Annotated in this window: 14 protein-coding genes; 7 read left to right on the forward strand and 7 right to left on the reverse strand. The window is 32.2% G+C overall.

Annotated elements, in window-relative coordinates; genetic code table 11:
* The first annotated feature begins 1 nt into the window (after position 1).
* From RH82_RS10555 to RH82_RS10565, 3 genes are all read left to right on the forward strand, one after another.
* Positions 2 to 1480 carry an SGNH/GDSL hydrolase family protein gene (locus tag RH82_RS10555; RefSeq protein WP_034060613.1) on the forward strand — a complete coding sequence of 493 codons (1479 nt, stop codon included), beginning with the start codon at positions 2 to 4 and terminating at the stop codon, positions 1478 to 1480.
* 171 nt (positions 1481 to 1651) lie between these two features.
* Positions 1652 to 3160 (forward strand): F0F1 ATP synthase subunit beta, encoded by a 1509-nt coding sequence (gene atpD / locus RH82_RS10560; RefSeq protein ID WP_034060615.1) that lies wholly within the window; start codon positions 1652 to 1654, stop codon positions 3158 to 3160.
* 79 nt (positions 3161 to 3239) lie between these two features.
* Complete coding sequence (locus RH82_RS10565) at positions 3240 to 3533, forward strand: FoF1 ATP synthase subunit delta/epsilon (protein WP_034060617.1); 294 nt, start codon at positions 3240 to 3242, stop codon at positions 3531 to 3533.
* A 68-nt stretch (positions 3534 to 3601) separates the two neighbouring features.
* Here RH82_RS10565 and RH82_RS10570 read toward each other — a convergent pair whose 3' ends face one another.
* From RH82_RS10570 to RH82_RS10595, 6 genes are all read right to left on the reverse strand, one after another.
* Entirely contained in the window at positions 3602 to 5779 is a 2178-nt protein-coding gene (locus RH82_RS10570; RefSeq protein WP_034060619.1) for a DUF5916 domain-containing protein, read from the reverse strand.
* A complete protein-coding gene (locus RH82_RS10575; RefSeq protein WP_241148044.1) occupies positions 5772 to 6194 on the reverse strand; it encodes a nuclear transport factor 2 family protein in 423 nt (140 codons plus the stop codon). The genes RH82_RS10570 and RH82_RS10575 overlap by 8 nt, the downstream gene beginning before the upstream one ends.
* Positions 6195 to 6299: 105 nt before the next feature.
* Entirely contained in the window at positions 6300 to 7349 is a 1050-nt protein-coding gene (locus RH82_RS10580; RefSeq protein WP_034060621.1) for an AraC family transcriptional regulator, read from the reverse strand.
* Positions 7350 to 7355: 6 nt separating this feature from the next.
* On the reverse strand, positions 7356 to 7796 hold the full coding sequence (locus tag RH82_RS10585) for a LexA family protein (protein ID WP_034060622.1): 441 nt from the start codon (positions 7794 to 7796) through the stop codon (positions 7356 to 7358).
* A 76-nt stretch (positions 7797 to 7872) separates the two neighbouring features.
* On the reverse strand, positions 7873 to 8079 hold the full coding sequence (locus tag RH82_RS10590; RefSeq protein ID WP_034060623.1) for a helix-turn-helix domain-containing protein: 207 nt from the start codon (positions 8077 to 8079) through the stop codon (positions 7873 to 7875).
* 3 nt (positions 8080 to 8082) lie between these two features.
* Positions 8083 to 8589: a DUF2975 domain-containing protein gene (locus RH82_RS10595; protein WP_052158301.1), complete on the reverse strand. Its 507-nt coding sequence runs from the start codon at positions 8587 to 8589 to the stop codon at positions 8083 to 8085.
* Between the two features lie 152 nt (positions 8590 to 8741).
* Between RH82_RS10595 and RH82_RS10600 the strand changes: the two genes are divergently transcribed.
* Together RH82_RS10600 and RH82_RS10605 are read left to right on the forward strand one after the other, a co-directional pair.
* A complete protein-coding gene (locus tag RH82_RS10600) occupies positions 8742 to 9293 on the forward strand; it encodes a hypothetical protein (RefSeq protein WP_034060624.1) in 552 nt (183 codons plus the stop codon).
* Positions 9294 to 9335: 42 nt separating this feature from the next.
* Complete coding sequence (locus RH82_RS10605; protein WP_034060625.1) at positions 9336 to 9749, forward strand: putative signal transducing protein; 414 nt, start codon at positions 9336 to 9338, stop codon at positions 9747 to 9749.
* Positions 9750 to 9769: 20 nt separating this feature from the next.
* Here the strand turns inward: RH82_RS10605 and RH82_RS10610 are convergent, their stop codons facing one another.
* On the reverse strand, positions 9770 to 10192 hold the full coding sequence (locus tag RH82_RS10610) for a cytochrome c oxidase assembly factor Coa1 family protein (RefSeq protein ID WP_034060627.1): 423 nt from the start codon (positions 10190 to 10192) through the stop codon (positions 9770 to 9772).
* Between the two features lie 496 nt (positions 10193 to 10688).
* Here RH82_RS10610 and RH82_RS10615 point away from each other — a divergent pair, with 496 nt between their 5' ends.
* Positions 10689 to 11300 (forward strand): hypothetical protein, encoded by a 612-nt coding sequence (locus RH82_RS10615; RefSeq protein WP_034060629.1) that lies wholly within the window; start codon positions 10689 to 10691, stop codon positions 11298 to 11300.
* The gene (locus tag RH82_RS10620; protein WP_081979235.1) at positions 11272 to 12696 is read left to right on the forward strand and encodes a flotillin family protein; all 1425 of its coding nucleotides are present in this window, start codon (positions 11272 to 11274) and stop codon (positions 12694 to 12696) included. The genes RH82_RS10615 and RH82_RS10620 overlap by 29 nt, the downstream gene beginning before the upstream one ends.
* Positions 12697 to 12702 lie beyond the last annotated feature (6 nt).

A 12702-nucleotide genomic window follows, 5' to 3' on the forward strand; every position in this document is an offset into this window, starting at 1 on the left:
AATGAAGACATTTAAAAACTTAAAATATTTAGGGCTTCTTGCAATAGCTATCGGTTTTACAGCATGTAATGATGAGGAAGACTACGAAGAATTTTTAGACCAACCACCAGTAGATGCAGTCATTTTACCTGCACTAACTGCTGGTTCGGCAGATTTTTCTAACTACGTAGCTATTGGTGCTTCATTTACTGCTGGATTTACAGATGGTGGCTTATTTATGGCTGGACAAGAGGATTCTTTCCCAAATACTTTGGCAAAACAATTTGCAAATATTGGTGGCGGAACTTTTAATCAACCTTTAACTGCCGATAATTATGGTGGTTTAGCAGTTGGTGGAAATAGAATTCAAGGCCCAAGACTAGTCTTTGGTGGAGCTGGACCAATTCCATTAGAAGCCGCAATTGGACCTGTAATTGTAGGAACAGATTTATTAGCCCCTCCAACTGGACCTTTTAATAATTTTGGAGTACCTGGAGCAAAGAGTTTTCATTTAATTGCTCCTGGATATGGTAGCCTAGCAAATCTTTCTGCTGGATTAGCAAACCCTTATGCTATACGTTTAACTGGTGCAACACCTAATGCATCAATGGTTGAATTAGCAGTGGCTCAAAACCCATCATTCTTTACATTAAGTGAAATTGGAGGAAACGATGTTTTAGGTTATGCTACTACTGGTGGTGATGGAACAGATCCTATTACAACTGCAACAATGTTTGACTTTGCCTTAAACACAATGGTAACTGCGCTCACATCTAATGGAGCCAAAGGTGCTATTGGTAATGTACCAAATATTACAAGTTTATCTCACTTTACAACTATACCGTATAACCCAGTTCCTTTAGATGCAGCAACAGCTGGTGCATTAAACCAAGGATATGCAACATATAACGGAGGGCTACAATTTGCGATGACTAATGGATTATTAACTCAAGAACAGGTAGACAAAAGAACTATAACATTCTATGAAAGTGCAAACAATGCTCTAGTACTCATTGATGAAGATTTAACAGATTTAAGCAGTTTTGGTATTCCTAGCTTTAGACAAGCAACTGCAGCAGATTTATTCGTTTTACCACTTTCTTCCTTAATACCTCAAGGTTATGGAACACAAATCCAGTTAGAAGATAAATGGGTATTAACTCCAGAGGAGCAACTAGAAATTGCTACCGCTACTACTGCATATAATACAAGTATAGCAGCTATTGCATCAGCTAATGGATTAGCATTAGTAGATTTAAACAGTATTTTAAACCAAGCGGCAGCTACCGGTATTCCATTTGATGGTTACAATTTAAATACAGAATTAGTAACTGGTGGATTAGTAAGTTTAGATGGTATTCACTTAACAGCTAGAGGTTATGCCTATATGTCAAATGCTTTTTTAGATGCTATTGATACTACCTTTGGCTCAAACTTTAGAGCCTCAGGAACTGTAGTAAAAGCCGATGATTTCGGTGTACATTACTCACCAGGATTATAATAAAATATTCAAAATATAATACTCTTAAACGCCTTCTTAGTGAAGGCGTTTTTTTTATGCTTAAAAAAGCTTAAAAACAACTTTCATTTTAAATAAAACGACCTATCTTTGCTCGCGAAAACCGAAGGTGTTTTCAAACAATTAAACAGCATAATATTAAATAGATAAGTAATGTCAAAAGTTACAGGTAAAGTTGCACAGATAGTAGGTCCAGTAATCGATGTAGAATTCGAGGCTGGTGCTGAACTTCCAAAAATTTACGATTCATTAGAAATTAAGAAAGCTGATGGTTCATTATTAGTATTAGAAGTACAATCTCACATTGGTGAAGATACTGTACGTACTATTGCTATGGACTCTTCTGATGGTTTAAGTAGAGGAACAGAAGTTAACGCTACTGGCGCCCCTATTCAAATGCCAGTTGGTGGAGATATATACGGACGTTTGTTTAATGTAATTGGTGATGCTATTGATGGTTTAGGTGATTTACCTAAAGCTGGTGATGCAGGTTTACCAATTCACAGAAGCGCACCAAGATTTGAAGATTTATCAACTTCTACCGAAGTTTTATTTACAGGTATTAAAGTAATCGATTTAATTGAGCCTTATGCAAAAGGTGGTAAAATTGGATTATTTGGTGGTGCTGGAGTAGGTAAAACTGTATTAATACAAGAGTTGATTAACAATATTGCAAAAGGACACGGTGGACTTTCTGTATTCGCAGGAGTAGGTGAAAGAACACGTGAAGGAAACGATTTACTTCGTGAAATGTTAGAGTCTGGAATTATCAAGTATGGTGACGACTTTATGCATTCTATGGAAGAAGGTGGTTGGGATCTTCAAAAAGTAGACAAAAATATAATGAAAGAGTCTAAGGCTACTTTCGTATTCGGACAAATGAATGAACCACCTGGAGCACGTGCGCGTGTAGCCTTGTCTGGTTTAACAATTGCGGAGTACTTTAGAGATGGAGCTGGTGAAGGACAAGGAAAAGATGTATTATTCTTCGTGGATAATATCTTCCGTTTTACACAAGCAGGATCTGAAGTGTCTGCATTACTTGGTCGTATGCCATCTGCAGTAGGTTACCAACCTACATTAGCTACCGAAATGGGAGCAATGCAAGAGCGCATTACTTCAACTAAAAAAGGATCTATTACATCTGTACAAGCGGTTTACGTACCAGCAGATGATTTAACAGATCCAGCACCAGCAACAACATTTGCTCACTTAGATGCAACAACAGTATTATCTCGTAAAATTGCTGAGCTTGGTATTTATCCAGCAGTAGATCCATTGGATTCTACATCAAGAATTTTAACGGCTGATATTTTAGGCGATGAGCATTATGATTGTGCACAACGTGTAAAAGAGTTATTACAACGTTATAAAGAATTACAAGATATTATTGCCATTTTAGGTATGGAGGAATTATCTGAAGAAGATAAAATGGCTGTAGGTAGAGCAAGACGTGTACAACGTTTCTTATCTCAACCATTCCACGTAGCAGAACAATTTACAGGGCTTAAAGGTGTTCTAGTAGATATTAAAGAAACTATTAAAGGATTTAACATGATTATGGATGGTGAGTTAGATCACTTACCAGAAGCTGCTTTTAACCTTAAAGGTTCTATTGAAGACGCTATTGAATCTGGAGAGAAAATGCTTGCTGAAGCTTAAAACTAGTAAGAAGTCCTCAGTCAACAGTCTGCGTTAAGCGACTGTATACTGATTACTGATTACTGAATACTGAAAAATTATGTATTTAGAAATTGTATCACCAGAAGCGACTTTATTTAGTAGTGAAGTAGATGCTGTTACTGTACCAGGAGTTAATGGTGAGTTTCAGATGCTTAATAATCACGCAGCTATTGTAGCCGTATTAGCAGAAGGTACTGTTAAGATAAACACACATACTCAAAATAATCTTGTTTTTGACGAGTTACACGCTAACGTTGTACCTCATGCAAGTGATAATAAAGTGTTGACAATAAAAATCAATTCTGGAACAGTAGAAATGAAAGATAACAAAGCAATTATTTTAGCGGATTAATTTACTATTTAAAACTATATAAAAAACGAATAACTGACGTAAAATCTGTGTTTCGCGTTTTTTTGTGCTTAAAAGTCTAATCTGTAATTCATTTTAAAGGCAACTCCCCAGTTCTGCCTTTCGATATTTTGATTATAATTATCTGAAACAACAAGGTAAACGTAGGATAATGGTTTATATTCCCATTGTAAACGGCTATTAATATTAAAATTATCTCTCTGCGTGTTATACTGTACATATGAAGTCCAGTTCAACCTATTACTAAAAAATATTTCACCAGTAAAACGCGTTAAATGAAAGATTTCATTTCCCAGTTCATTTAAATCAATTGCATTAATATCAAAAGACAATTCTAAATTTGCAAAAGGCAACATTTGATAGTTTAAATATGCTCCCGCAGCAGTTCTCTTTCCGCTATAATAATTACCTCTTTGAAAATTGACTCTATATCTCAACTTTTGATTATTTGCGGAATTATAACCAACTTTTAAAAGACCATAACTATATTTATCTGGCTGTAAAGCGTTTCCATTTCCTAAAGGATCGAAGCCATATTTTAAATTTACTAAGTCGTATGTATACGCGTAATACACTGCTGAGAGATTTTTAAAAAATAATGCGGAATTAAGAAAATGAGACGATTGTAGCATACTTCCTTTTTCATCAAAATAATTATTATTACTATAATTAAGTATTCTAAAAGAATTTAAAATTTTAGAATCTTCATAAAACTTTTCGTATTCTATTGCGGCTGTTGTTTGTTTATAGCCTTCTCTTACAATAACACCATTAATAGCATCAAAAGTATTTAATCTTGGAACGAAACCAACATCTGTAATATAATTTTTACCTATATCTTTAATAGCCAAACTCCATTCTAATCCTCTTTTATTATACCAAATTCCTGCATGATAAAAATTATTTTCTCCATCGATTTCATCATTAAAGCTCTTACCAAAATTAGCCAACCCAATCCATCTATTATTGTTAGATTTATAGTTTAGGTTAATACCACTAACGCGATTATATTCATCTACGAATTCCAATACATTAGTTTCTTGTCTATTTATTAAATATCCTGTTGCAGTAATGTTATTAGACAATTGCTGCTCTCCTACCAGAACTCCATAGTTTTCAGAAGCAATATCTTTATCTTTATCTGTTTGTACATTTAAAACACCTATTCTGGTTTTTGGGGTTATATTTCCGGAGAGTTTTAATCCAAATTGAATATCGCTATTTGCACCAATACGCCTAGAATAAAACGGATTAACACCGGTAACTCCCAAATTAGAAAACAAGTCAGAATTTTCTAAAAAGAAATTTCTTCTTTCAGGAAAAAAAACAAAAAATCGTGTTAAGTTAGTGACTTGTTGGTCCACATCAATTTGCGAAAAATCAGGATGTATTGTAGCATCTAATTTTAAAGAGGAAGTAACATTATATTGCACATCTAAACTTGGTTTTAGGGTTGTTTCGTCTATATCTTCATCAATATCATTTTGGTGATTTATGGTAATAGATGGTGTTACTGTAAAACGAGATGTTGATTTATTTGGTAGATTTTCAACTGCAAACTTTTCTGTAAACCGTAAATCAAAATTGGCATAGTTTCGTTTTACGTTTTTAAGAATAGTCCAAGAATTATTCTTAATATCTCGCATATAAAATTGAACACCAAAAACCGCATTCTCCTTATTAAAATTTAAAGCTTTTAAAGGAATCGCAATTTCATATTGCTTCTTCTTTCCATTTAATTTCGTTTTTGCTTCCCAAACCGTATTCCAACTAAAGCTTAGGTTATAGCCGCTATTGCTTCTACCAACTATACCGTCCGTTTGGTTTCCTAAAGAGTTTATAGCAAAGAAATAACCATTCTGATCTTGATTTTGAGTATCTAAAATCATCACAAAAGAATCACTTAAAAAAATAGAAGTATCTCTTTTTAAAGTACTAACTCTTGTCTTTTCAGTAGAATCAAAATACGTTGCACTCACAAATAAATACTCACCATTATGAAACAGTTTTACAGATGTTTGATTTTCCGCTAAACCAATATCTGTTGGTAAATAATTATAGAAATTTGTATTTTCTGGAATCTGCTTCCAAACGTGCTCATTAAATTCCCCATCAATGTCAATAGTTGTATCAACATATTTAATAATTGAAGTTTGCGAAAATCCACAGAAAAAAGAAAATAAAACAAAACTATAAATGATTGGCTTTAGCATCTTATTTCTAATCATCTATTCTTGTGGCAGTTTTACTTATAATTTTCCAAGTATTCTCTATTTTTTTCAACAGAAATAAATCAATATAAACCCATTTTCTAGCCGGACCTGCAATTTCAACCTTAGCCGTTGCAATATCTTTTACAACTTCAATAGCTAGCACTTTTGCTTCTCGTCCATTAAATTTTCCTTTTTCGGCATTCTTAAAAAAAGCGACATATTCTTTAGGTGAATACAGTTTAAAACCACCTTTGCCCGTTAGGTACAAAGTGGCATTTTCTGTGAATGCGCTTAATAACATTTCTGGTTTGTTATAAGAACTGCCTTCCATGTACTTTTGAAGTGCATGCTCTACGTTGCCGCATTCAGACTGGGCGTTGGTAAATTGAAATGCAAAATATATTGCAAATAGTAAGATGTGATTTTTCATGATGATTTGTTTAAATTGATTAAATACAAACATCAAGAAATAGTAATAAATAGTAGTGTTGGCTTATAATGGAAGTGTCCAGAATTATAAAATTGGATAAAACGTTTAAGAAAATTGTTTTTTAAATTCGGCTGGAGTTTGCCCTATAATTCTCTTGAAAGTAGCGTAGAATGTCGATTTTGAAGAAAAACCAGCTTCAAAACCTATAGCTTCTAAAGTAAATTGACTGTTCTCTAGTAATAATCGTTTTGCTTCTTCTATTCTAAGCGCATTAATATATTGTGCAAACGATTTTCCTAAATTATCATTTAATAATTGAGATAAATGATGTTTGGAAATCTTTAATTCTTCTGCTAAATCCTTAAGTTTTACATCTGAATTTTTAAATAATGCTTTTGTATGCATTAACGTAGATAGTTCTTGAATTAACATTTCTGCTTCAGGTTCATTAATCTTTTTTGCTGCGTATTTTTCTGGAATATCTTGAAAAATATTGTCTCTGTTTTTTTTAAATAACAGAAAAATCAATAAGGCATAAAATACTACCGAAAAGGTAATGGTACCTACCAAATAGAGATAAAAGTAGCCAACCATATACGCTGAAAAAATTAATATGTTTCCAACAAAAACAGCAACTAACCAAACCTCTGAAGTTGTACATTTTGTGTTTTTAGTGAAAAGCTTTTTAAAAACATCTTTTAGAATATAACCAGAAAGAATCAAGTAAATTCCCCAAATAGTATAGATAAAATGTATAAAATACTGATGCCAGAAATCTACATGAGTTCTATATGGCTTTAGAGTGCCTACTAAAAAAATGATAGCAACAAGAATTCCATAATGTATTTTCCAAATCTGTGGAGTAACCTTCTTGTTTTCTATAGAAGACTTCAAATAATAAAACAAAGAAATACCAATTAAGAAACAAGCAGATAAACCAATTTGGGCTATTAGTAAATCACGGTTAGCTATGTCCGTAAAAATAATATATACAGATTTTCCTATTCTAAGACTTAGCATTAAAAGCAAAAGCCCAAAAAATGAATTTTGAATGCGTTTCTGTTTACTAAAAAACAAGAAGTAAAAACTGGCTATAAACCCATTAAAAACACCAATCGAGCATATAAAAAATAGTATTGGGTTATCAAATTTCATAAAAAATTAAACTTTCTTAATCACGTTAGTAACAATGCCCCAAATTAAAAAATTGTTATCCTCTGTTATATTTATAATGGGATAATTAGGGTTTTCTGGTTGTAACCAAACCTCATCTTTAGTTACTCTTAAGCGTTTAACGGTAAATTCGCCATCTAAAAAGCATACAGCAATTTTATTGTTTTCTGGTTCTAGGCTTCTGTCTATAACTAATAAATCGTTATCGTCCAGTCCTGCTCCAATCATGGATTGCCCGCTTACTTTAGCATAAAATGTTGTTTCTTTATTTTTAACCAGCTCTTCGTCTAAAGACAAACGCTGTTCGTTAAAATCGTCTGCTGGAGATGGAAATCCTGCCGAAATTCCTGTATCGAAAAACTGCCCTCCTGCTCCATCTATGGTTTCTGGTGTAAAGAAAGTTAGGCTTCCTTGTTTGTGTGCTATCATCGCTTAAATATTTATGCTAAACAATTATAATCAATAACAGATTAGCAATGCTAAGTTACACATTTTAGCTTTACAATTAGTCTTCCACGTATTCTAGAATATCACTTGGTTGACACTCTAAAGCTTTACAAATAGCTTCTAAGGTAGAGAATCTAACTGCTTTGGCTTTACCAGATTTTAATATGGACAAATTAGCGGTTGTGATACCAACAATGGCTGCCAAGTCTTTGCTTTTCATCTTACGTTTGGCAAGAATAATATCTAAGTTTACTATTATTGGCATAGGTTAGATTGTTAAGTCGTTTTCTTGTTTTGCAGTTTTCGCCACTTTAAATATTTCACTTAATACCATAAAGAATAAGCCTAAACAGATAGTAAACAAGTATGGACTTAAGCCTAAATTAAATTGTAAACTACCCTTTAAAAACAAATGAAAACTAAATGAAATTATAGTTCCTGAAATACCAGAAACCATAAGTAGATTTCCTATTTTTTTATAATTAATAATTACGAAATAATCAAACGGGTTACTGTTTTGAAAATAACGCAACGTACTTCTAAAAAGAAAAAAACTATAAATTAAAACAAATAATAATATTGCGATTAATAGTAATACAACCTTTAAATACCATGGTGTTATTATTATCCCTTGATCCAGAACATTAAAAACCTTGAGCACATCGGCATCGAAAAACATGTATACGGCAAAAAATAGAATTAATGGTATTAAAGGTAAACATGTAATGTACCAGATGAAATCTACAAGAGATTTTAAAATATTTAGTTTTCTCATTTTTATATTATTATTGTTTAACGATAACAAATATATAAAAATTATTGATAAACAATAATAAATTAATAAAAAAAGATAAAATATTATCTTCAGACTTATCAGGTTTAAAAAAGCTCTACAACTCTTTAAAAAGCTTTTTTTATATTTGAAAGATGGATAAAAAACACATTATAGTTTCTGAAACTCCAAGGCCTTTTTGGCAACTTCCTATTGCTGCATTACTATTTACAGCTGTAATATATATGGTTATAAAAGACTTATATTATTTTAATTGGAGTAATAACTATTTTAGATATATGTCTGCCGACATGCAAATAATTCCATTTTTTATTGCAGCAGGAATTGCTTTATGTTCTAGAAAAAAAATTTATGTTGATATAGAGAACTCTAAATTTAAACCAACATTAGAAGTTGGTTCATTAAAGTTTGGGAAATGGAAAACAATACATAACTACGAATATGTATCTGTTTTTCATCAACCATTAACTAGTGGAGATTATACTTTTGAAGTCAATTTATGGTACGATAAAAACAAGCATTTTGAATTGTACTCTCAAAACAGTTTTGAAGACGCTATGTCTATTGGTTATGATTTATCTGAGCAATTAAACATCAACTTATTAGACGCTACCATTCCAAATGATTTCAAATGGATTGACAAAGAAGCATTAAAACGAGGAGCATCTGAAACAAAAAAAGCTTAACTTTAAAAGAATCTAAAAAGATTCCTATTTCCATGGAAAATTATGAGCGACACTTTTAAAACCATAGCAAGATTTCAATATTCTACAGAAGCCCAAATAATTAAAGGCCGTTTGGAAGCCGATGGTATTCAGGTGTTTTTAAGCGATAATTTTACAATAGATACAGATCCACTAGTAAGTAACGCTATTGGCGGCGTAAAATTAAAAGTACTAGCAAAAGATGCTATGGAAGCACAGCATATACTACAATCTATCCATAAATATTCTATTGACGACGAAGGTAATAACATACATTGCCCCAATTGTGATAGCAAAAAAATAGGATTATTTTCTACTATAAAAGATTTTAAATCTTTCTTCGGCTTTATTTTTGGCGTGCTATTTGGCACGTTACCAATAAGTGCAAAACACAAGTACAAATGCGAAACGTGTAAAACAGAATTTGAGATTAAATAACTTTAGAAACTGTTTAAAAGTTATTCAATTTCTAGTTCATCTAAATTTATTTTCCCTTCTTCGCCAGCAATTACAACCGATAGTTCATTATAAATCCAGTAATCAGTAGAATTTTCAGCATCAACCGTAATACTCCCTTCTCCTTTTGGGCCTTTAATTGGAATTATTAGCCGTGCTTCACCTTGCCCATTATTGAATTTAAAATTTGAAGTTCCAATACCATTAGTTTCAATAGGTTCACCTAGAAAATAAATAACTTTTTCGTTTTCAATGGCTTTAGAAAACGCATGACTATAAGGCTCAGAATCTTTTATAGAATTCGTTATTTTATAAAAAGCACCAACAATTAATAATATTACAACAACGATTATCGATAAACAACCACCACCAAGTAACCATCCCCAATTTCTGCTAAACCAACTTTTTTGTTTTACTTCTTCCATATTTATTTGTCTTGAAAAATGATCTCAAATTTTCGAGATTATTAATTATAATGCTCAATATAAGTATTCATTTTTAAAAATTTGTTACACAAAAAATTTAAAATAGTAAGACTATTTAAAACGTGATCTAATGACACGCATTACAAAAACTAATAACTATGGAAATTGTAGAAACTAATATTTTAAAAAATATTTTGTAACAAAACAGCTACTTCAACTACATATATATATATATATATATATATAGAAAGCATGATAAATATTTAACCCTTCAAGTATCTCTAATAAAAAATAGCAGCTTTACAACTGCTAACCCAAAAGAGACCACTAAATATTATACGCAAGACTTTAGATCTTAGTAAAAACACTTGTGATATTTTACTTTCTTAATAACCAAGTTTACTTTCAAAATGTAGTATATTTATTTTTTTAAATAACAACACTTTAAAAGGTCTTATATTTTAACTTAATTTCTAATTTCTAATCTCTACTAACTATGGAATGGTTTACTGCCTTAGACTCGTTTGCCCAATTCTTTTGGATTATAGCACTTGTTGGTTCATTAATATTTGTATTTGTGATTATAACAACCTTTATAGGTATTGATGGTGGAGACGATTTTGATGACTTAGATGTTGGTATAGAATTTCAATTTATTACGTTCAAGAATCTTGTTGGTTTTTTTACCATTTTTGGATGGATTGGTATTGCTGGTATTAACGCAGAATTTCCAAAACCAGTAACCGTGATTACAGCTTTAGGTTGTGGCTTGTTAATGATGGCAATAATGGCGGCCATGTTCTATTCCATGAAAAAACTAACAGATAGTGGTACTTTAGATTACAAAAATGCACTTAACGCTATTGGCGAAGTCTATTTAACTATTGGAGCCAACCGCTCGAGAATGGGAAAAGTAAGTGTGAGAGTACAAGGTACTTTGCGTGAATTAGATGCGCTATCAGACGCGTTAACAGAACTAAAATCTGGAACAATCATAGAAGTTATAGATGTCACTAGCAATGGTATTTTAATAGTAAACGAAACAGTAAAACCTATAGAACCAATTAAACAAAAAACTTATGAAATACCTCTTAATGCAACAAACTAATTTTGATTTAGGCTTTCCTATCGCCATTATTTTTGCGATACTTTTTGTCTTTGTCTTTTTTATTATTTTAATTAAACGCTACAAACGTTGTCCTTCAGACAGAATACTAGTGGTTTATGGTAAAGTTGGAGGCGGTCAATCTGCCAAATGTATCCATGGTGGAGCAGCCTTTATTATACCCGTAATTCAAGATTATCAATTTTTAGATTTAACACCAATTTCTATTGAAGTTAACCTGGTTAATGCCTTATCTAAACAAAACATTCGTGTTAACGTGCCTTCACGTTTTACAATTGGTATCTCTACAGAACCTGGTATTATGCAAAATGCTGCTGAAAGGCTTTTGGGTCTAAATCAAGATAGTATTCAAGAATTAGCTCAAGAAATTATTTTTGGTCAATTACGTTTAGTGGTAGCTTCAATGGATATTGAAGAAATTAACAATGATCGCGATAAATTTTTAACTAATATTTCGCAAAGTGTTGAAACTGAATTAAAAAAAGTTGGTCTTAAATTAATCAACGTAAACATAACAGATATTGTTGATGAGTCTGGATATATTGAAGCTCTAGGTAAAGAAGCTGCTGCACATGCAATAAACGCTGCTCGTAAATCTGTAGCCGAAAAAACCAGAGATGGATCTATTGGTGAAGCTAATGCTGTTCAAGATGAAAGAACCCAAGTTGCTGCGGCAAATGCGCAAGCAGTTGAAGGTGAAAACACAGCAAAAATTGCAGTTGCAAATTCCGATTCTTTACGTCGTCAGCGTGAAGCTGAAGCAGAACGTGTAGCTAATGCTTCAGAAAAAGTGCAAACAGCAAAAGCTTTGGAAGAATCTTATGCTGCAGAGCAATTAGCTGAAACAGCAAGAGCAGAACGTGTGCGTTCCTCTCAAATGGCAGATATTATTGTACCTGCAGAAATTGATAAAAAGAAAGTCGAAATTGATGCTGAAGCTGAAGCAGAACAAATTCGAAGAAGAGCTAAAGGTGAAGCAGATGCGATTCTATTTAAAGCACAAGCCGAAGCGCAAGGACAGTTTGAAATATTAACGAAACAGGCTGCTGGTATGGAGCAAATAGTTAAAGCTGCTGGTAATAACTCTAAAGATGCAGTCTTATTATTAATTGCAGATAAATTACCAGAATTAGTGAAAATGCAATCTGAAGCTATTAAAAATATTAAAATTGATAAAATTACCGTTTGGGAAAATGGTGGTGGAAAAGATGGAAAAACTTCTACTGCAAATTTCTTATCAGGCATGTATAAATCGGTTCCTCCTTTACAAGAAATGTTTAATATGGCCGGAATGGAATTACCTGAATATTTAAAAGGTAAAAATGTAAAAAGTGATGCTGAAGCAGAAGTTATAGAAGACAAAAAGCCCAAAGCATAGTTAATA

This window comes from Lacinutrix jangbogonensis (assembly GCF_000797445.1).
GTDB classification, from domain to species: domain Bacteria; phylum Bacteroidota; class Bacteroidia; order Flavobacteriales; family Flavobacteriaceae; genus Lacinutrix; species Lacinutrix jangbogonensis.

Bases quoted from the DNA above. Each gene is read 5' to 3' on its own strand.
- RH82_RS10555 (WP_034060613.1), top strand. From the start codon at position 2: ATGAAGACATTTAAAAACTTAAAATATTTAGGGCTTCTTGCAATAGCT.
- atpD (WP_034060615.1), top strand. From the start codon at position 1,652: ATGTCAAAAGTTACAGGTAAAGTTGCACAGATAGTAGGTCCAGTAATC.
- RH82_RS10565 (WP_034060617.1), top strand. From the start codon at position 3,240: ATGTATTTAGAAATTGTATCACCAGAAGCGACTTTATTTAGTAGTGAA.
- RH82_RS10570 (WP_034060619.1), bottom strand. From the start codon at position 5,779: ATGATTAGAAATAAGATGCTAAAGCCAATCATTTATAGTTTTGTTTTA.
- RH82_RS10575 (WP_241148044.1), bottom strand. From the start codon at position 6,194: ATGAAAAATCACATCTTACTATTTGCAATATATTTTGCATTTCAATTT.
- RH82_RS10580 (WP_034060621.1), bottom strand. From the start codon at position 7,349: ATGAAATTTGATAACCCAATACTATTTTTTATATGCTCGATTGGTGTT.
- RH82_RS10585 (WP_034060622.1), bottom strand. From the start codon at position 7,796: ATGATAGCACACAAACAAGGAAGCCTAACTTTCTTTACACCAGAAACC.
- RH82_RS10590 (WP_034060623.1), bottom strand. From the start codon at position 8,079: ATGCCAATAATAGTAAACTTAGATATTATTCTTGCCAAACGTAAGATG.
- RH82_RS10595 (WP_052158301.1), bottom strand. From the start codon at position 8,589: ATGAGAAAACTAAATATTTTAAAATCTCTTGTAGATTTCATCTGGTAC.
- RH82_RS10600 (WP_034060624.1), top strand. From the start codon at position 8,742: ATGGATAAAAAACACATTATAGTTTCTGAAACTCCAAGGCCTTTTTGG.
- RH82_RS10605 (WP_034060625.1), top strand. From the start codon at position 9,336: ATGAGCGACACTTTTAAAACCATAGCAAGATTTCAATATTCTACAGAA.
- RH82_RS10610 (WP_034060627.1), bottom strand. From the start codon at position 10,192: ATGGAAGAAGTAAAACAAAAAAGTTGGTTTAGCAGAAATTGGGGATGG.
- RH82_RS10615 (WP_034060629.1), top strand. From the start codon at position 10,689: ATGGAATGGTTTACTGCCTTAGACTCGTTTGCCCAATTCTTTTGGATT.
- RH82_RS10620 (WP_081979235.1), top strand. From the start codon at position 11,272: ATGAAATACCTCTTAATGCAACAAACTAATTTTGATTTAGGCTTTCCT.